This is a genomic window from Streptomyces sp. 184 (genome assembly GCF_045781775.1).
In the GTDB taxonomy this organism is placed as follows: domain Bacteria; phylum Actinomycetota; class Actinomycetes; order Streptomycetales; family Streptomycetaceae; genus Streptomyces.
Genome location: NZ_CP123230.1, coordinates 3,918,629 through 3,936,905 on the forward strand (window position 1 = coordinate 3,918,629; position 18,277 = coordinate 3,936,905).

Here is an 18,277-nt window from a genome sequence, read left to right on the forward strand (position 1 = left end):
TTGTCCGGAACCGGTCGTAGCGTGTCGGCTGATCCCACCGCACGGAAGAGGGAACCGATCATGGACGTCCCACGGTCCGCCGCCGCCCGCCCCCGCGTGCTCGTCGTCGGCGGCGGCCTCGCGCATGTGCGCAAGGCCCGTGACCTCGGCCTGGACGTGGTGCACGTCCAGTACCCCGATGCGTACGACCGCGGCCACTGGCCGTACGTCGACCAGGCGCTGCTGCTCGACTACGGGGACACCGGCCGGCTGCTGCCGCTGGTGCGGGCGCTGCACGCGGCGTACCCGGTACGGGCGGCGGTGTCGCTGTTCGAGCTGGGGCTGCTGCCCGCCGCGCGGATCAACGAGGCGCTCGGGCTCGGCGGCGAGTCCGTCGAGACCGTGGAGCTGCTGCTCGACAAGGGGCGGATGCGCCGGCGGCTGGCCGCCCGCGGCATCAGCCCGGTGGCCTCCGCGGTCGGCCGGACCGCGGCGGACGTCCGGGAGTTCGCCGCGGCGCACGGACTGCCGATCATCGTCAAGCCGGTCCGCGAGTCGGGCAGCCTGGGGGTGTTCCACGTACGGGACCGGGCCGGCGTGGACGACGTCGCCGCGCGCTTCCGGTCGCTGGACGGCGCGTGGACGGCACGCGACCTGTCCGACGCCGGGTCCTTCGACGAGTTCCTGATGGAGGAGTACCTCGACGGCCCGGAGATCAGCGTCGAGACCCTGAGCTTCGCCGGCCGGCACGTCGTGGTCGCGGTGACCGACAAGGAGACCGCCGGCACCGGCTTCGTGGAGGTCGGCCACGCGCAGCCCAGCGCGGCCCCGGCGGACACGCTGCGCGAGGTCGTGCGGCTGGTCGCGGACTTCCTCGACGCGGTCGGGCTGCGCGACGGCCCCGGGCACACCGAGGTGAAGCTGACCTCCCGCGGCCCGCGGATCGTCGAGTCGCACAACCGCGTCGGCGGCGACCGCATCAACGAGCTGACCGAGATCGCCTACGGCGTCGACATGGAGCGGTACGCGCTGGCCGCCGGGCTCGGCGTCCTGGCGCCCCTGGCCGCGGCGCCCGAACCGCGGGCCGGTGCGGCCGTGCGGTTCCTCACGCCGGAGCCCGGCCGCGTGGTGGAGGTGACCGGCGCCGACGAGGTGCGCGCCGACCCCGCCTGCGCCGAACTCCGGCTCGACGTCCGGCCCGGCACCGTGGTCTCCCCGCTGACCTGGAACGAGGACAAGGCCGGCCACGTCGTGGCCCGCGGCGCCACCGCCGCCGACGCCGTCGCCCACGCCCGCCGGCTCGCCGCGGCGGTCCGGATACGTACCGAGCCCGCGCCGTGAACGCCGCCCCGCCGGGCCGGCCGGACGTCGCCGGGCAGCGGTTCCGCGACGCCCTGCGCGGCCTGCCCGCGCGGGTGTGGATCGTCAGCCTCGGCATCATGGTCAACCGGGTCGGCAACTTCCTGCCCGTGTTCATCGTGCTCTACCTCACCGAGCGCGGGCACTCCGCCGGCGCGGCGGGGTTCGTGCTCGGCGTCGCCGGCCTCGGCAACGTGCTCGGCAACGCCCTCGGCGGCTACCTCGCCGACAGCCTCGGCCGCCGCTGGACCATCGTGCTGTCCGGCGTCACCACCGCCGCGCTGACGGCCGCCGTGCCGTTCCTCGGACCGCTGGCCGCCATCGTCGTGGTCGTCGGGCTCATCGGCGTCACGTCCCACGTCTACCGGCCGGCCGCCGCCGCGGCGCTGCTCGACTCCGTGACGACCAACCGGCAACGCCTCGCCGCCTTCGGCGTGTTCCGCGCCGCGATGAACATCGGCGCCGCGCTGGGCGGCGTCGTCGGCGGCGTGCTGGCCGGCGCCTCGTACACGCAGCTCTTCCTCGGCAACGCCGCCGCCTGCCTGCTGTTCGGCGTGGTCGTGGCGGCGCTGCTGCGCGACGCGCCCCGCCCGCGGCCGGAGAAGGAACAGCGGACGGAACGGGCCGCCGGATACCGGCAGGCGCTCGGGGACCGCGTTCTGCTGCGGTTCCTGCTCATGACCGCGGTCGCCGAGTTCGTCTACGTCCAGTCCACCGTCGGCCTGCCCCTGCACGTCACCGACGCGGGGCTCGACGCCCGCGACTTCGGCCTCCTCATCGGGCTCAACGGCCTGCTGGTGCTGGTCCTGGAACTGCCCGCCACCGCTGCCGTCGCCCGCTACCGGCCGGAGTACGTCCTGGCCGCAGGCAACCTCCTCGTCGGCGCCGGACTCGCGCTCACCGGGCTGATGACCGAGATGACCCTGCTGGCGGCGACGGTGGTGGTGTGGACGTGCGGCGAGATGATCACCAGCTCCGTCGCGTACGCCTATCTCGGCAGCCTCACCCCGCCCCGGATGACCGGCCGCTACCAGGGCCTGCACGGGGCCGCGTACACCGTCGGCACGGGCGCCGGGCCCATCCTCGGCGGCGCCGCGTACGCCGTCGGCCCCTGGGCGCTGTGGACGCTGGTCGGCGTGGCCGGGGTGCTGTCCGCGCAACTCTGCCTGCCGCGCCGCCGCGCACCGGCCGGGCGGGGTGCGGCTGGAGCGGACGTACTCAGGGACGGTGGGGCGGGAACTCCGTCGTCGTGAAGGTCACCGCGTCCCGCGACGAGGTGCCCTCGGTGATCCACCAGTACGTGGGCTTCTCCCCGTACAGCGCGAAGAGCGGGTCCGGCGCCCAGTTGAGGATCAGCTCGTCCTTGCCGTCGCCGTCGAAGTCCGCGGCGCCCGCGGGCCGGGCGTTCCGGTCCTTAGCTCCCGTCCGCTTGCCGTCCGCGGTCCGCGCCGGTCCCTCGCGCAGGACGGACACCCGCTCGTCGCCGTCGATGAGCGTGGCGTCCTCGTACGTCGAGACCACCAGGGCGTCGCGGCCGTCGCCGTCCGGGTCGGCGGCGGTGAAGTCGCCGGGACCGTAGTCCGTGGTCTGGCCGCCGGGCGGCTCGGGCAGGGTGATCAGGACCGGCTCGCCGCCGTCGCCGGGGTAGAGCGTGGCCTTGCCGTCGACCTCGGGCTTCTCCGTCTCGTAGCCGGGTTCGTTGTTGCGGCCGCCGTCGTCGCCCACGGCGACGTCGCGCTGCCCGTCGCCGTCGAAGTCCCCGAAGGCGTGGGCGTTGCCGAGGCGCAGTTCGCGGCCCTCGGCGGACAGCCCGGTCCCGGGGCGGGCCGGGAAGAGCGTGTTGGTGCCCTGCTCGCCGTCGTTGAGACCGCGCAGCAGCAGCGATGTCGCCCGCGGCTCGCCGGTGGGGTCGATCGCGTCCGCGACGAGGGCACTGCCGTCCTCGGCCGGCAGGCTCGTGTCGACGCGCGCCGGCTCGCCCGCCCGGGAGAAGGGGCCGTACAGCACCATCAGTTGCGAGGTGGTCTGGTCCTGGAGCGCCAGGTCGTGGTGGCCGTCGGCGTCGAAGTCCCCGCGCACCGGGGAGTCCACCCCCGTGACGCTGGCCGGCAGCCGCAGCGCGGCCGTCTCGGGGTCCTCGACGGGCTGACGCGGGCCGCCGAAGCTCACGTAGGGCATCTGCGACCACGCTTCCTCCCCCTGCTCGCTCACCCCGACCGTCGTGACGAAGTCGGGGAAGCCGTCGTCGTCCAGGTCGGCGGTGGTCACGCCGCTCGCGGCGAGGCGCTCGCGTTCCTCGACGTGGGCGGGCGGCTCCGGCAGCCCCAGGTCACTGCGCCCGTGGACGGTGCGTGTGGCGGGGTCGAGGCCGTCGGCCGAGCCGTAGAGGACGGCGATGCGCTGGTCGTTGACGGCGCGCTCGCTGCCGGAGTACACGGGTACGAGGAGATCGCGGTGCCCGTCGCCGTTGATGTCGTCCGGGTCCTGCGAGCCCTTGCCGGGAGCCGGGGCCCGGCTGGCGTCCGGGGGCGCGGGCACTCCGGGCTTCGACGCGCCGTCCTCCGACGCCCCGCCCCCGTCGCCGCAGGCGGCGGCCAGGACGAGCAGGGGGCACAGGACAAGCGAGGGGAGCACGGCACGGCGGGTCACGCACGCCACTGTCGCAGCGCCCGGCGGGGCGGTGACGCGCGGAACGGGCGATCGTTGCACACTCGTTGGCATCCCGCCGTCCGCGTCCGGGCGCGCGGTCAGCGCGGCAGTACGGACTCGACGGCCGCGATCAGCGCGGGGTCGTCCGGCGCGGTCTGCGGGCGGAACCGGGCGACCGGCGTGCCCGAGGCGTCGATCAAAAACTTCTCGAAGTTCCACTGGATGTCGCCGGCCGCGCCGTCCGCGTCCGCCATCTGCACCAGCTCCCGGTAGAGCGGGTGCCGGTCCGGGCCGTTGACCTCCAGCTTCTCGAACATCGGGAAGGTCACGCCGTACGTCGCCGAGCAGAACGACGCGATCTCCTCCGCGGTGCCCGGCTCCTGGCCGCCGAACTGGTCGCACGGGAACCCGGCGACGGCGAACCCCCGGGCCGCGTACTGCTCGTGCAGCTTCTCCAGGCCGGTGTACTGGGGCGTCAGCCCGCACTTCGACGCCACGTTGACGGCGAGCACGGCGGTGCCCCGGAATTGCCCCAGCGAGGCGGGTTCGCCGGCCAGGGTGCGCATCTCGACGTCGTAGACGCTCATGGGCAAGCAGGTCCTCTCCGCGTGCGGTCATCGCCTCGGGTACGGCATCACCCGCACCCGCCGCAAGTCTGCCATCTGCGCGGAAACGGGAAGGCACCCGGTGGGCCTACGCTTCGCCTGGTCGGCACGGCAGGCACGAGCAGGCGGCAGGCACGGCACAGGGCAGAACGGCACGGCCGGTACGGGCGCGGAGGGGGAGGGGGCGCGTTGGCGGAGCTGGAGCGCGGCGACCCGCGGGAGATCGGCGGGTACCGCGTGCTGGAGCGGCTCGGCGCCGGCGGGATGGGCGTCGTCTACCTCGGCCGCTCGCGCGCCGGGACGCTCGTCGCGGTCAAGGTCGTACGCCCCGGGCTGGTCCGCGACGCCCGCTACCGCGCCCGCTTCCGCCGGGAGGTGGCCGCCGCCCGCACCGTGACGGGCGCGTACACCGCCCCGCTGGTCGACGCCGACCCGGACGCCGAGCCGCCGTGGCTGGCGACCGCGTACCTGCCGGGGCTCTCGCTCGACGAGGCCGTGGGCACGTTCGGGGCGCTGCCCGCCGCCGTGGTGCGGCTGCTCGCCGCGGCGCTGGCGGAGGCGCTGGCCGGGATCCACGGCGCCGGTCTCGTGCACCGCGACCTCAAGCCCGGCAACATCATGCTCACCCCCGGCGGCCCGCGCGTCATCGACTTCGGCATCGCCCGCCCGGAGGACTCCGCGACCCTCACCCAGGACGGTGCGCTGCTCGGCACGCCCGGGTTCATGTCGCCCGAGCAGGCCGCCGGAGGGCGCGCCGGGCCGCCGGCCGACGTCTTCGCCCTCGGCTCGGTGCTCGCGTACGCGACCGCGGGCAAGGGGCCGTTCGACGCCGGCAACCGCGTCGACACCCTCCAGCGCATCCAGCGCGGGCAGGCGGATCTCGCCGGCGTGACCGACCGCCGCTTGCGCACCGTCGTCGCCGCCTGCCTGCGCGCGGAGCCGCGCCGCCGGCCCGCTGCCGCGGCGCTGCTGGACCTGCTGGGGGAGCCGGCCGGCACGGTGCACGGCACGCGCTGGCTGCCGGCCGCGCTCGCGGAGGCGATCGACGCCCGCACCGCCCGCGCCCCGTGGCCGCGGGCAGGTGCGGCCGGAGTCGTACGGCCCGGGGAGCCGACCGCGGACCCGTTCGCCGAGACGGCCGCGACCGCCGCGACGGGGGAGTCGGGGGAGGCGGCGGGCCGGCCGTGGGAGCGGGCGGCGCCGGACGGCCGCCGCGGCGCCCCCGGCGGCGGCGCGCCCCGTACCCGCCGCCGTGCCCTGCTCGCGGCCCTCGCCGTCGCGGGCGCCGCCGGCGCCGTGGCCCTCGGCCGGCCGCTGGTGGGCGCGTTCGACCGCTCCCCGCCCCCCGAGGACGGCCGCCGCCGGGACCCCTCGGACGGGCCGGCCCCGCGGCCCGAGGCGGAGGAATCCTGGCGGGTACGGGCCCGCTACCGCGGCGAGAGCCCGACCGGCCTGCACGTCGCCGGCGGCGTGCTGTTCGCGCACGGCGGCGAGAAGGGCGGCGTGCAGGCCCTCGATCCCCGTACCGGCGAGGAGTTGTGGCACCGCCGCTGGGGCGACGGCGACGAGGGCGACTTCGCCGCCGGCGACGGCACGGCCTACCTCGTCGGCCCGCAGGGCGCCGAGACCCAGCGGGTACGGGCCCTCGACCCCGCCTCCGGCGACGAACGCTGGTCGTACGGGCCGGAGTTCGGCAGCGTCCACGCCGTGGCCGCCGCCGGCGGTCTCACCTACCTCGCCGCCGACGGCGTCGTCGCGCTGGACACCCGCGGCGGCGACCGCCGCTGGTCCGCCGGGACCACGGCCTTCTCCCTCACCCTCGGCTCCGGGGTCGTCCTGGCCGACAACGGCGAGGAGGTCACCGCGTTCGACGCGACCGGGGGCAAGGAACGCTGGAGCCACCCCGCAGAGAACACCACCGCCGTGCTCGCCTCCGACGGCCTCGTCTTCGTCTGCGACACCTACCTCAGCCTCGCCGTGCTCGCCGCCGCCGACCGCACCGTCGCCTGGCGGAAAGAACTCACGTACCCCAGCACCGTCCACGCCGCCGGCGGCGGCGTGCTCTACCTCAGCTCGTCCCACCGCCTGCGCGCGCTGCGCGCGGACACCGGCAGACTCCTCTGGTCGTTCCCCGACGCCGACTTCCTCGGCCTCGCCGGCGGCGCCGTGCACGTCTGGGGCGGCGGCACGGGGGACGGCACCGGCAACGGCACCACGGGCGGCGGCCGACGGCTGTACGCTCTGGATCCGGCCGACGGAGACGTCCTGTGGACGTACGACGGCGCCGGGCCCGTCGACGGCGTCACCGCCGCCGGGCTGGTGTTCGCCGGCCTCCCGGCCGGGTACGTACAGGCACTCCGGCCCCCCACCGCACGCCGGCCGAACGGAGGCACGAGTGGAGCCGCTTGAGCACGACGACCCCCGCACCCTGGGTGGCCACCGGATCCTGGCCCGCCTGGGCAGCGGCGCCACGGCCGTCGTCTACCTCGGCCGCTCGCGCGGCGGACGCCTGGTGGCCGTGAAGGTCGTGCACGCCGAGCGGGCCCGCCGGCCCCAGGCCCGGGACCACTTCGTCCGCGAGGTGGCGGCCACGGCGGCGGCGGGCGGCGTGCACAGCCCGCCGGTCGTCGGCGCGGACCCGGGCGGCCGGGTGCCGTGGATGGCCACGGAGTTCGTGCCGTCCGTCTCGCTGCACGAGGCGGTGGAGCGGTTCGGGCCGCTGCCCGCCCACTCGGTGCGCCGGCTGGCCGCCGGGCTCGCGGAGGCACTGGTCGCGGTGCACCGCGCCGGGGTCGTCCACCGCGACGTCAAGCCGGCCAACGTGCTGCTCACCGCCGACGGGCCCAAGCTCGTCGACTTCGGCATCGCCGCCGCGGCGCAGCCCGCGGAACTCGCGGGCACCCCCGGCTTCATGTCGCCGGAGCAGGTCGCCGGCGCCGAGGTCGGGCCGGCCACCGACGTGTACTCGCTCGGCTCCACGCTCGCCTACGCCCACGCCCGCGGCGGAACCGCGACCGAATCCGGATCCGGGTCCGCGACCGGGTCCGGACCCGGGACCGACGAGCCCCAGGACCCCGGGGACGACGCCGCCCTGCGCGACCTGATCGCCGACTGCCGCCGCCTCGACCCCGCCGAACGCCCCACGCCCGCCGCGCTCGGCGACCGCCTCGCCCGCGACCCCGGCCCGCACCCGTCGCCGCCCGCCGCCGCCTGGCTGCCCGCGCCGGTCCTCGCCGCGATCGACGCGCACGCCGGCGAGGCCGCCAACCCGCCGCTGCCACCGGCCGGTCCACCGCGCCGCCGCCTGCTCCTCGGCGGCGCGGCGGCGGTCGCGGCCGGCGCCGGCGCCGTCGTCCTGCTCGCCCTGCGCGAGGACGAGCCGCAGCCCGGGGCCGGGGGCAGCGCCCGCCCCGCGGCCGAGAATTCCGCGCCGCCCGCGAAGAAGCCCGCGCCCGCGCCGCCGCCCGAGCCGGTCACGGTCGAGATCGCCCTGACCGGCGACGGACCCGTCGAGGAGCTGACGTACGCGGTCAACCGCAAGCCCGAGACGGTGAAGGACGTGGCGCTGCCCTGGCGCAAGAGCGTCGATGTCCCCCGGGAGAACGGCTCCGCCGCCTGGAGCATCGACCTCTCCCACTACGGCGAGGTCACCTACGAGGTCCACGTGGACGGCCGCCGGGTCATGTCCCAGCGCTCGCCCAGCCCGGGCATCCCCGCCGCCGTGCGCGGGCCCGGTCCGTACAGCGTCGAGGCCGGCGGCGAGACCGCCTTCGGCACCCCGCCCGGCGACACGAACGCGTAGTCTCCCGGGCCCGGGACCCCTCCTGGGCGGGGATGGTTACGGTGAGGCGCAGTCACCCGGAGAAGGGGGTACCCGCCATGGCGAGCAAGATCACTCTGTTGCCGAAGGAAGTCGGCAGCCTCAGCCGCGGCCTGCCTCCCGTCGAAGTGCCGCCGCAGCCGGAGACGCTGTTCGTGCTCGGCTCGAACGGCGGGATGAGCGTGGCGCCGGACGCCGGCTTCACGCTGGTCTTCGGACGCAACGAGCCGGAGGTGCACGTCTGCGTCGGCGGCGGCGACAAGCACGTCAGCCGCCGGCAGGGGCAGCTCACCCGCCAGTACGCGCGCTGGGTGCTGACCAACACCGGGAAGCGGCCCATCCGTTTCCCCGACTCCCGGCTGGTGCACGGCGGCGACCAGGCGTTCCTGCCCGCCGGTTACACCCCGCTGTTCGTCGTCTCGCCCCGCCAGGACCACCTGCTGGAGGTACGGATCTCCGCGGCCCGGCTCGGCGGCACGGCCGGCGGGCCGACCGTGCAGGAGGAGTCGACCCTCGGCGAGGAGCGCGACCTCGACGACGAGGAACTGCTCGTCCTCGTCTGCCTCGCCCAGCGCTATCTCCAGGGCGACCCGCAGCCGCAGCCGCTGACCTGGGCCCAGGTCGCGTACGAGCTGAAGCGGCTGGACCCGGCGCAGAACTGGACGGAGAAGCGCGCCGCGCACATCGTCGCCGGCGTGCGGCAGAAGCTCAGCCGCGACGGGGTGCCGGGGCTGCTGGCGAAGGACGTGCCGCCGCCCGTGGGCAACGCGCTCAACCACAACCTCATCACCGACCTGCTGGTCAGCGCGACGATCGAGAAGAAGCACCTGCGGCTGCTGGGGGAGTGAGCCCGCCGAATGGCGCGCGGGCTACGGGGCGTTCGGGTCGAAGGGGATGCCCGCGGGCAGGGCCTTCTCCAGGTGCGAGACGAAGGAGGAGTCCTTCAGGCCGAAGTTGGCGCTGCCGAAGTCCGTCGTGGCGAGCCGGTCGCGCAGGCCCGCGGGATAGCCGTTCCAGCCCACCAGGTCGGGGAACTGCCAGGCGCCCTGGTGGTTCTCCGGCGGCTCGTCGTTGCCGGTGGCGGGGCGGAAGGCGTGGGTGCCGACACCGTCCTTGTGGTAGACGACCTTCGGGTGGGTGCCGTCCCAGTGGATCTGGTCGCGCGGGTAGGTGTCGAAGTCGCCGTGGGCGGAGGTCGAGACGTACTGCGCCTGGTCGTTCTGCGTCCACACCACGACGTGCTCCCAGTCGTGCCGGTGCCCGAAGAGGCCCGTGCCGGGCAGCGCCTGGTCCTTCTCGAAGTACAGGCCGTAGACCACCGCGCACCAGCCGTTGTTGCACTTCGCACGGGAGTAGCCGTTGGTGTTGTCCAGGTCCGCGGCGTCTCGGCACTCGCCGTCGAGCGCGCCGCCCGGCGCCAGTCCCGGGTTGACGGTGCCGTCGGGGCCGATGGCCGGGGTGGGGTAGCAGCCGTCGGTGTCGTAGTCGTAGGCGGGCTGGAAGGTCTGCTCCAGGCCGTCCGCGCTTCCCGGCAGCGCCTGGGGCGGAGCCGCGGCGGCCGCGGCCGCGTTCGGTACGGCGACGACGAGCGCGAACGCGCCGCCGAGGACGGCGGATACGTGACGGATCCGGCTGCTCGACCTCATGTGGCCTCCCCAGGCGGCTTCGTGGAGCCCCGACGACGCGCCCCATCCTCCGGGCGCGGCGCCCTGCCGGGCAACGGCGCAAAGCCCACCATGGGCGACATGTGAAGCGGCGGTCGGGCGAAGAGCGGGTGACGGCGCCGTGGAGCCGGGCCGGCGCCCGGGTGCGGTGCGGATCAGACGTTCAGCGGGTCAGGGCGATGAGGCCGGCGGGCGTGGCGGTGAAGCCGCAGCCGTCGAAGTAGAACGGGCGCAACTCCTCGTCGAAGTCGACGTGCAGCCACTCGCATCCGGCCGCGCGGGCCCCGGCCACCGCCTCCGCGACCAGGGCGACCCCGACCCCCTCGCGCCGCCGTGCCGCCGCCACGACGGTGTCCAGGACGAAGGCGTGCACGCCGCCGTCCCAGGCGACGTTGACGAAGCCGGCGAGCACGCCGCCGTCGCGGGCGCACACCCAGCCCAGGCTGTGGCGGCCCAGTTGCGCGCGCCAGTCGATGTCCAGCACGGGGTGGTCGAAGCCTTCGGCGTGCAGGGCGTTGACGTCGGCGTTGTCGAACGCGCCCCGCCACTCGTACGTGATCGTCATGGCCGGAGCGTACGGGCACCGCCCGGCCCGCGGCGCCGCGCGGTGCGGGTGCGGCTACGGCTACGGCTCCAGGACGGCCGGGATCTCCCGGCGCGAGGTGATGCCGAGCTTGGCGAATATGTGCTCCACGTGCGCGTCCGCCGTCCGCTTGGAGATCACCAGCCGCTCCGCGACCTCCCGGTTGGACAGCCCCTGCGACACCAATGCGGCCACCTCGCGCTCCCGCCGCGTCAGGGTGGGTGCCGCGGTCCGGCCGTCCGCCGCGGCCCGGCCGTCCGCCGCGGGGCGCACCTCCGATGCGGGGCCGGCCGGTCCGCCCGGCAGCTCCGCCGCCGTACCGGACGGCTCGTCCGCGTCGGCGCGTACCGCCGCCAGGACCGCCGCCCCCGGCAGCCGTGCCCCGCGCCCGCGCCAGCGGGCGAACTCCGCGGCGCCCAGCGCCCCGGCCACCGCCTTCTGCGTCGCCTCCTGCTGCTCCAGTAGTGACGGCAGCATGCTCACCGGGTCGCCGCTCAGGCGGCGGGTGTTCTCGGCGTAGCCCAGCAGCCAGGCGGCCCGTACGTACCGCTCCTCCCGGGCGGCGTGCCAGGACAGCGCCAGGCAGGCCAGCGCGGCGATCAGCGCCTCGCCGATCTCGCCCGCCGCCTCCAGCGCCCGGTACACCGGCTCCGCGCTCGTGTCGTACTCCCCGGCGAGCCACTGGATGGCACCCTGGACCACCAGCGTGGAGGCGTACAACTGCCGGTCGCCCGTGCCCTCCAGATACGCGAGCCCCGCGTCGCACAGCCGCAGCGCCTCTGCAAAGTCGCCCAGCACCGCGCGCAGCAGCGCCTCCTCGTAGTGCACGACCCCTATTCCCAGGCCGTCCCCGGCCGCCACGATCCGGTCGCGCGCCTCGGCCAGCGCCGCCAGCCCCTCGTCGACCTCCCCGTCCAGCGCGGTGAGCGCACCCAGATACGCGTCGGCGAACCGGGCGACGCGCTCGGTGCCCGCCTGCTCCGCGGCGTCCCGCGCCAGCGGGAACCGCTCCGCGGCCGTCGCCAGGTCCGCCGTCCAGATCCCGAAGATCCCGGTCATCAGCAGGCCCCAGGCCCGCTCCTCGCAGACCGCGGGGACCAAATCGAGCCCCTTGCCGATCCAGTGCCGGCCCTCGGACAGCGTGCCGGCGGCCCGCCAGTACGGGGCGAGCTGGGCCGCCAGCCACAGCCCGTGGCGGGCCTGGCCGGGCGCTTCGTAGGCGTGGCTCAGGGCCGCCCGGATGTCGTCGATCCGGTCCCGTACGGCCGCGTGCAGCCCGATCTGCGCCGGGGTCAGCAGCTCGTCCCAGAAACGCTGCCCCAGCTCCCGCAGGGACGCAAGATGGCGCTCGCGCACCGCCTCGACGTCGCCGGCGCGGGCCAGCCAGTCGGCGCCGTACTCGCGGATGGAGTCCAGCAGACGGTAGCGGTCGCCGTCCTCGCCGGTGCGCTGGACGACGGACTTGTCGACGAGCCCGATCAGCGCCGGCAGCACGTCCTCGCGCGCCAGCTTGCCGCCCGCGCACACCCGCTCGGCGGCCGAGACGTCGAAGGGGCCGGCGAAGACCGACAGCCGGGCCCACAGCAGCCGCTCGTGCGGGGTGCACAGCTCGTGCGACCAGCCGATGGCGGTACGGAGCGTCTGGTGCCGGGTGTGCGCGGTGCGCCGGCCGCCGGTGAGGACCTCGAAGCGGCGGTCGAGCCGGGCGGCCAGCTCCGCGAGCGGCACCGCCCGCAGCCGTACCGCCGCCAGCTCCAGCGCCAGCGGCATCCCGTCCAGCCGGCCGACGAGCGCGAGCAACTGCTCGCGGTTGGCGTCGGTGACCGCGAAGCCCGGGACCACGGACGCCGCGCGCTGCACGAACAGCTCCAGCGAGTCGGCGGGGTCCAGCGGCGCTATCGTCAGGCAGCGCTCGCCGGGCACGTCGAGCGGCTGCCGGCTGGTGGCGAGCACGCTGACGCCGGGGGCCTCGCGCAGCAGCACGTCGGAGAGCATGGCGCAGGCGTCGAGCAGGTGCTCGCAGGTGTCGAGGACGATCAGCAGCCGGCGCTCGCGCAGGTGCGCCACCATCGCGTCCAGGGTGCCCATGCCCGCCTGCTCCGGCAGCTCCAGCACCCCGGCGAGCGCGGTGAGCAGCAGCTCCGGGTCCCGCAGGCCCGACAGCTCGGCCAGCCACACGCCGTCCGGGAAGCGGGCGGTGAGCCCGGCGGCGGCGCGCGTCGCCGTACGGCTCTTGCCGACCCCGCCGGGGCCGGCCAGCGTGACGAGCCGCGACCGCGCCAACTCGGCGCGGATCAGCGCGATCTCCTCCGTCCTGCCGACGAAGCCGGTCAGCTCTACGGGGAGTTCGCCGCCGCGCCGCTGGCCGAAGCCGAATCCCATGACACCCCCGGGCAGTTCGTCCACGCTGTGGTCGCAATGCCACCACAGCGTACGCAGATCACTGCGCAGCGTGCAGGCCGCACGGCCCGCCTCACCCGTTCGGGACGACGACACCGCCGGGACCTGGTAGGAAAGCCGCCGCGGGGCCGGGTACGGGGCCGGGGGAGCGGGCCCGCGGCGGGCGGTCGTAGGCTGCACGGGTGACTGGGAAGCTGTGGCAGATCGAGCCGTCCGGACCGCTGCGCGGTGACGTCACCGTGCGCGGGGCGAAGAACGCGGTCAGCAAGCACATGGTGGCCGCCATGCTCGGCTCCGGGCCGAGCACCATCCGCAACGCGCCGGACGTCGGCGAGGTCGGCATCACCGCCCGGATGCTGGAGCACGTCGGCATGAAGGTCGAGCGCACCGACGGCGAGGTCACCGTCGTGCCCGGGCCGGTGGCGGACCCGAGCGTGGACAAGGCGTTCACCGGGCTCAACCGCATCCCGATCCTGCTGCTGGGGCCGCTGCTGCACCTGACCGGCGAGGCGTTCGTGCCGATGGTCGGCGGCGACCCCATCGGCCGCAGGCCGGTCGACTTCCACCTGGACGCGCTGCGCCGCTTCGGCGCCGAGGTGGAGCTGGCCGAGGACGGCATCCACGCCCGCGCCGCGAAGCTGCGCGGCACCCGCGTCGACCTGCCGTACCCCAGCGTCGGCGCCACCGAGACGGTGCTGCTGACCGCCGTACGGGCCGAGGGCCGCACCGTCATCCGCAACGCCGCGACCGAGCCGGAGATCGTCGAGCTGGCGCTCTTCCTCCAGCGGATGGGCGCGCGGATATCCCTCTACCCGGACCGCCGCATCGTCGTCGAGGGCGTCGACGCGCTCGGCGGCGCCACCACCCGGCTGGGCGGCGACCGCATCGAGGCGTTCTCCTACCTGGTCGCCGGGCTGGTCACCGGGGGAGAGGTGCGGGTGCACGGCTGCCCGCAGGACCGGCTGGTCACGCCGATCACCACGCTGGCGCGGATGGGCGCCCGGTTCGAGATCACCGACGAGTGGATCACGGCGTCGGCCCCGCGGGCGCTGCGCGCCGCGGCCGTGCAGACCGACACCCACCCGGGGTTCGCCACCGACTGGCAGACGCCGCTGATGGTGCTGTTCACGCAGGCCGAGGGGATGTCGGTGCTGCACGAGACGGTGTACGAGAACAGGCTGGCGTACGTCTCCGCGCTCCAGGGCATGGGCGCCGAGATCGAGGTGTACGACACGTGCCTGGGCGGCCCCGCCTGCCGCTACCACGACACCGGCGCGCTGCACTCCGCCGTCGTGCGCGGCGTCAGCGCCCTGCGCGGCGGGGACGTCACGATGCCCGACATCCGCGCCGGGTTCTCCGGGGTGCTGGCGGCGGCCGTCGCCACCGGCGCCTCGACGCTGCGCGGGGTGCACCACATCGAGCGCGGCTACCACCGGCCCGTGGAGCAGTTCCGCGCGCTCGGCCTGGAGCTGATCAGCCGCGAGGAGTAGCGCACCGGGGGGTGCGCGGGTACGGCGTTCGGCAGCGGGACCTGGAGGGGACGTTACGTGGAGTGGTGGTGGCTGGCGGCGGCGGTGCTGCTGGGCGGGGCCGGGGTGGTGGCCGCGGGCTTCCGGCAGGCCGACGACTCGCCGCGGCGGCTGTCGGGGCGCTCGCAGCGCACGGCGCGCGGGCTTTCGGTGGTGCTGATCGGCGTGGCGGTGCTCTTCGGGCTGCTGGTGGCGGTGGGCAGGTTCCTGGTCACGACGGGGAACGGCGGGCTGTGAGGCCCTCCAGCATCCGGCGCTGATGCCGGTGGCCGACCGTCTCGTAGCCGACGACGGTGACGAACGGGGCGAGTATCACCACCAGCAGGCACCCGGCGACCGGCGTCCCGGCCGCGGCCAGCAGCACCGCCGCGCCCAGCACCGCCAGCGTGAGCGAGATCAGCAGCAGGTGGAAGCGGTCCCGGGAGGACAGCAGCAGGGTGTGCAGCCCGTAGACGACGAGCAGGAACAGTCCGACGGGCAGCGCCAGGGAGAGCACCACGGCGACCTCGCCGATCGCCGCGTCGTGCTCCAGGTACAGCCCGGCCACGTGCAGCCCGGCGCCGGCGCCCGCGATGCCGGCGAAGACGGGGATGTGCCCGTAGCCGAAGAGGTACCCGCGGGCGCGCCGGTGGACGAGGATGTCGCCGAAGGGCGTGGTGAAGTACACCCACCACATGCCGAAGGTCAGCCCGACGCCGGCGACGACGACGGCCACGGCGTTCGCCGTCCACTCGGTGCCGTCCGGGCCGCCGAGGAGGCCGCCCGAAGAGGCGACGGTGCCGACGACGCCCTCGCCGAGCGTGATGATCGCGAAGAGGCTGTAGCGCTCGGCGACGTGGTGCGGGTGCCACGGCGTCCCGCCCGCGCCGCCCTGGGTGAGCACCGGCAGCAGCAGTTCCAGCGCCGTGAACACCAGGTAGGCGACGATCACCAGCGCGAACGACAGCTTCGCGAACCCGACCACGATCCAGCCGGCCTGGGCGATCACGGTCCAGCGGATGCTGGCCATGCACACGTCGTGGTACGCGGGTGACTCCCGGGCCGCCCGCCACCACTGCGCCACCATCGCGATCCGCATCACGACGTAGCCGATCACGATCGCGCGGATCTCCAGATGGCCGCCCTCCTCGACGGAGTGGAACATCGCCGGCAGGCCGAGGGCGAAGACGACGACGCCGATCATCTGGACCATCGTCAGCGACCGGTAGAGCCAGTCGTCGGTGCCGAACGCGGAGGCGAACCAACTGAAGCTGATCCACGCGATGCTGATCGCGGACATCGCCAGCGCGAACGCCACCACCGCCCGGCCCGCGTGGTCCTCGGCGGCCATCTCGGCGAGGAACGACGCGGCGGTGCCGACGGCGACCACGAACGTCAGGTCGAACAGCAGCTCCAGCGGCGTGGCGGACCGGCCGCGCTCCCCGGGGTCGCGGCCCGCCATCGGCACCCGGCCGTGCGCCACCCGCCCGCCGCCGGCGCCCGCGGCGGCGGGTTCGGAGTCGGTCATGGCCAGAGATGATGCCCCATCGGACGGCGGTCGCCGCGAGGGCTCGCGCGGGCCTCCCCGGGCAGGTACGCCCGCTGCCGTACGGACCGCGCGTCGCGCCCGGCGCGTAGGGCGGGGCCGGCCGCGCGGCGGCCGGGGCGGGTCACCCGAATGCCGGGCAGCGCATGTGGGTGCGGCGCCCGGGCGGTGACGATGGCCGCGGGGCTGTCTCGCACTGAGGACGGAACGCGGCATGGTTGAGGGCTTCTCCGGCGAGCCGGGTACCGCGGGCCCCGTGGCCGGCGTCCCGCCCGCGGGGCTGCGGCGGATCAGGCTGTGGGCCGGCGCCATCGCGCTCGGCGGCTTCCTCTTCGGCTTCGACACCGGCGTCGTCTCCGGCGCGCTGCTCTATCCGAAGGACGACTTCGACCTCGGACCCTTCCAGCAGGGCACGGTCGTCAGCGTGCTGCTGATCGGCGCGGTGGCCGGGGCGACCTCGGCCGGCCGGGTCGCGGAGCGGCGGGCGCTGGGGCTGGTCGGCTGGCGTGATCCCGCGCCGCGTCTCTTCGACGACGTGGAGCCGGAGGAGCGCCCCGGTGGTCCCAGGACACACCGCGGGCACCATTGACACCGTCCCGAGCATCGCTAGCCTCGTTTCACGACCGCAAGTGACAACGATGTCAGGTGCGTCGGGGGGCGCGCCCACACCGCGAAGGGGCAGCATCGATGGGCACCGCCGCACACCACCGCACCCCTGTCTCCCGCCGCCGGCTGCTGGCCGCCGCGGCCGCGACGTCCGCCGCCGGCGCCGGCGCCCTGGCGCGGGCCGCACCCGCGCGGGCCCTGCCGGGCCCGGCCGCCCACCCCGCCGCCGCCGGACGCGTGCCCGCCGGGCCGCGGGCGGCGCGCGAGATCCGCGCCGAGTTCCTGCACGCCTGGAACGGCTACCGCGCCGCCGCCTGGGGCCACGACGAGGTACGGCCCGTCTCCGGCACCTCGCACGAGTTCTTCGCCGAGGGCCACCCCGTGGGACTGTCCGTCATCGAGGCGCTGGACACCCTGTACGTGATGGAACTGGACGAGGACCTGCGGGAGTCCGCCGACTGGCTGGAGCGGAACCTCGACTTCGACATCGACGCGGACTTCCACGTCTTCGAGGCCGTCATCCGCGTCGTCGGCGGGCTGCTCGCCGGCCACCTCGTCACCGGCCGGCAATCGCTGCTCGACCTGTGCGTCGACTTCACCGACCGGCTGCTGCCCGCGTTCACCAAGTCGCCCACCGGCATGCCGTACACCCGCGCCAACCTGCGCACCGGCGAGGTCCACGGCACCACCCCGCCGCTCGCCGAGATCGGCACGAACATCCTGGAGTTCGGGATGCTCTCGAAGCTCACCGGCGACGGCAGGTACTACGAGGCGGCCAAGCGCGCGTACCGCGCCGTGCTCGACCGGCGCTCCTCGCTCGACCTCCTGGGCACCCGGCTCGACGTCGAGACCGGCCGCTGGACCGACCCGACGGACCAGGGCCCCAACCCGCCCGTCGACTCCTTCTACGAGTATCTGTGGGGCGCCTGGGAGCTGTTCGGCGACCGGGACTGCCTGCGCTGGTGGCGGCTGCTCAACGGCGCCATGACCGAGCACCTGGTGGAGGAGTGGGACGGCCATGTCTGGTACCGGCAGGTCGACTTCGCCACCGGCGAGACCACCGGCCGGCGCCAGTCCGAACTGGCGTCGTTCTGGGGCGGGCTGGTCGCCAAGGGCGGCGACCGGCGGCTCGGCGAGCGCTACCACCGCTCGTGGGAGTCGGTCCTCCAGCGCTGGCCCGTGCTGCCCGAGGAGATCGACTACGGCACGATGACCCCGACCTCGCCGGGCAACCAGTTCCGGCCCGAGTACGTCAACGGCGCCTTCGACCTGTACTGGCTGACCAGGGACGACTTCTACCGCCGCACGTCGTGGCAGTACTTCGAGGGCATGAAGGCCCACGCCCGCGTCCCCGGCGGCTACACGATTCTGGAGGACGTGACGACCTCGCCCATGCGCCAGGGCGACCTGTTCCCCGCGTACGCCTTCGCGGAGAACTTCAAGTACCTGTACCTGATGTTCGCGCGCACCCCCCGCTTCGACGGCCGTGACTACGTGCTGTCGACGGAGGGCAAGATCCTGCGCGGCCTCCCCCGCCGCAGGTGAGGCGGCCGGGGCC

The 18,277-nt window shown here is 75.2% G+C and carries 14 protein-coding genes and 1 pseudogene; 9 read left to right on the forward strand and 6 right to left on the reverse strand.

Going from position 1 to position 18,277, the window contains the following annotated elements:
* The first annotated feature begins 60 nt into the window (after positions 1-60).
* Together QBL21_RS16340 and QBL21_RS16345 are read left to right on the forward strand one after the other, a co-directional pair.
* Positions 61-1,320 carry an ATP-grasp domain-containing protein gene (locus QBL21_RS16340; RefSeq protein WP_407562924.1) on the forward strand — a complete coding sequence of 420 codons (1,260 nt, stop codon included), beginning with the start codon at positions 61-63 and terminating at the stop codon, positions 1,318-1,320.
* Positions 1,317-2,591: an MFS transporter gene (locus QBL21_RS16345; RefSeq protein ID WP_407562925.1), complete on the forward strand. Its 1,275-nt coding sequence runs from the start codon at positions 1,317-1,319 to the stop codon at positions 2,589-2,591. The genes QBL21_RS16340 and QBL21_RS16345 overlap by 4 nt, the downstream gene beginning before the upstream one ends.
* Here QBL21_RS16345 and QBL21_RS16350 read toward each other — a convergent pair.
* Positions 2,557-3,987, reverse strand: coding sequence for an FG-GAP repeat domain-containing protein (locus QBL21_RS16350; RefSeq protein WP_407562926.1), 1,431 nt, complete (start codon positions 3,985-3,987; stop codon positions 2,557-2,559). The two genes, QBL21_RS16345 and QBL21_RS16350, sit on opposite strands and share 35 nt — an antisense overlap.
* A 98-nt stretch (positions 3,988-4,085) precedes the next feature.
* Complete coding sequence (locus tag QBL21_RS16355) at positions 4,086-4,574, reverse strand: glutathione peroxidase (protein WP_407562927.1); 489 nt, start codon at positions 4,572-4,574, stop codon at positions 4,086-4,088.
* A 207-nt stretch (positions 4,575-4,781) separates the two neighbouring features.
* Between QBL21_RS16355 and QBL21_RS16360 the strand changes: the two genes are divergently transcribed.
* The 3 genes from QBL21_RS16360 (at position 4,782) to QBL21_RS16370 (ending at position 9,260) form a co-directional block, all read left to right on the forward strand.
* Positions 4,782-7,001, forward strand: a complete 2,220-nt coding sequence (locus QBL21_RS16360; RefSeq protein ID WP_407562928.1) for a serine/threonine-protein kinase — start codon at positions 4,782-4,784, stop codon at positions 6,999-7,001.
* The gene (locus tag QBL21_RS16365; protein WP_407562929.1) at positions 6,988-8,394 is read left to right on the forward strand and encodes a serine/threonine-protein kinase; all 1,407 of its coding nucleotides are present in this window, start codon (positions 6,988-6,990) and stop codon (positions 8,392-8,394) included. The genes QBL21_RS16360 and QBL21_RS16365 overlap by 14 nt, the downstream gene beginning before the upstream one ends.
* Positions 8,395-8,492: 98 nt before the next feature.
* Complete coding sequence (locus tag QBL21_RS16370; protein ID WP_407562930.1) at positions 8,493-9,260, forward strand: hypothetical protein; 768 nt, start codon at positions 8,493-8,495, stop codon at positions 9,258-9,260.
* A gap of 21 nt (positions 9,261-9,281) precedes the next feature.
* Here QBL21_RS16370 and QBL21_RS16375 read toward each other — a convergent pair whose 3' ends face one another.
* The 3 genes from QBL21_RS16375 to QBL21_RS16385 form a co-directional block, all read right to left on the reverse strand.
* A complete protein-coding gene (locus QBL21_RS16375) occupies positions 9,282-10,058 on the reverse strand; it encodes an NPP1 family protein (RefSeq protein WP_407562931.1) in 777 nt (258 codons plus the stop codon).
* A gap of 181 nt (positions 10,059-10,239) precedes the next feature.
* A complete protein-coding gene (locus tag QBL21_RS16380) occupies positions 10,240-10,641 on the reverse strand; it encodes a GNAT family N-acetyltransferase (RefSeq protein ID WP_407562932.1) in 402 nt (133 codons plus the stop codon).
* Positions 10,642-10,701: 60 nt separating this feature from the next.
* Positions 10,702-13,041, reverse strand: a complete 2,340-nt coding sequence (locus QBL21_RS16385) for a LuxR C-terminal-related transcriptional regulator (protein ID WP_407566450.1) — start codon at positions 13,039-13,041, stop codon at positions 10,702-10,704.
* Positions 13,042-13,241: 200 nt separating this feature from the next.
* Between QBL21_RS16385 and murA the strand changes: the two genes are divergently transcribed.
* Both murA and QBL21_RS16395 read left to right on the forward strand, forming a co-directional pair.
* Positions 13,242-14,549, forward strand: a complete 1,308-nt coding sequence (murA, locus tag QBL21_RS16390; protein ID WP_407562933.1) for a UDP-N-acetylglucosamine 1-carboxyvinyltransferase — start codon at positions 13,242-13,244, stop codon at positions 14,547-14,549.
* A gap of 57 nt (positions 14,550-14,606) precedes the next feature.
* Positions 14,607-14,825 (forward strand): hypothetical protein, encoded by a 219-nt coding sequence (locus QBL21_RS16395; protein ID WP_407562934.1) that lies wholly within the window; start codon positions 14,607-14,609, stop codon positions 14,823-14,825.
* On the opposite strand, the gene QBL21_RS16400 is transcribed toward QBL21_RS16395, so the two are convergent.
* Positions 14,800-16,095, reverse strand: a complete 1,296-nt coding sequence (locus QBL21_RS16400; RefSeq protein ID WP_407562935.1) for a low temperature requirement protein A — start codon at positions 16,093-16,095, stop codon at positions 14,800-14,802. The genes QBL21_RS16395 and QBL21_RS16400 overlap by 26 nt on opposite strands.
* 232 nt (positions 16,096-16,327) lie before the next feature.
* Between QBL21_RS16400 and QBL21_RS16405 the strand changes: the two are divergent.
* A pseudogene (locus QBL21_RS16405) lies at positions 16,328-16,615 on the forward strand (MFS transporter); the annotation flags it as partial.
* Between the two features lie 185 nt (positions 16,616-16,800).
* On the forward strand, positions 16,801-18,264 hold the full coding sequence (locus QBL21_RS16410; RefSeq protein WP_407562936.1) for a glycoside hydrolase family 47 protein: 1,464 nt from the start codon (positions 16,801-16,803) through the stop codon (positions 18,262-18,264).
* Positions 18,265-18,277: the final 13 nt, after the last annotated feature.

What these genes read in the sequence shown, in the direction of transcription:
- QBL21_RS16340 (WP_407562924.1), top strand. Translation starts at nt 61, where the DNA reads ATGGACGTCCCACGGTCCGCCGCCGCCCGCCCCCGCGTGCTCGTCGTC.
- QBL21_RS16355 (WP_407562927.1), bottom strand. Translation starts at nt 4,574, where the DNA reads ATGAGCGTCTACGACGTCGAGATGCGCACCCTGGCCGGCGAACCCGCC.
- QBL21_RS16375 (WP_407562931.1), bottom strand. Translation starts at nt 10,058, where the DNA reads ATGAGGTCGAGCAGCCGGATCCGTCACGTATCCGCCGTCCTCGGCGGC.
- QBL21_RS16380 (WP_407562932.1), bottom strand. Translation starts at nt 10,641, where the DNA reads ATGACGATCACGTACGAGTGGCGGGGCGCGTTCGACAACGCCGACGTC.
- QBL21_RS16385 (WP_407566450.1), bottom strand. Translation starts at nt 13,041, where the DNA reads ATGGGATTCGGCTTCGGCCAGCGGCGCGGCGGCGAACTCCCCGTAGAG.
- QBL21_RS16400 (WP_407562935.1), bottom strand. Translation starts at nt 16,095, where the DNA reads ATGACCGACTCCGAACCCGCCGCCGCGGGCGCCGGCGGCGGGCGGGTG.
- QBL21_RS16410 (WP_407562936.1), top strand. Translation starts at nt 16,801, where the DNA reads ATGGGCACCGCCGCACACCACCGCACCCCTGTCTCCCGCCGCCGGCTG.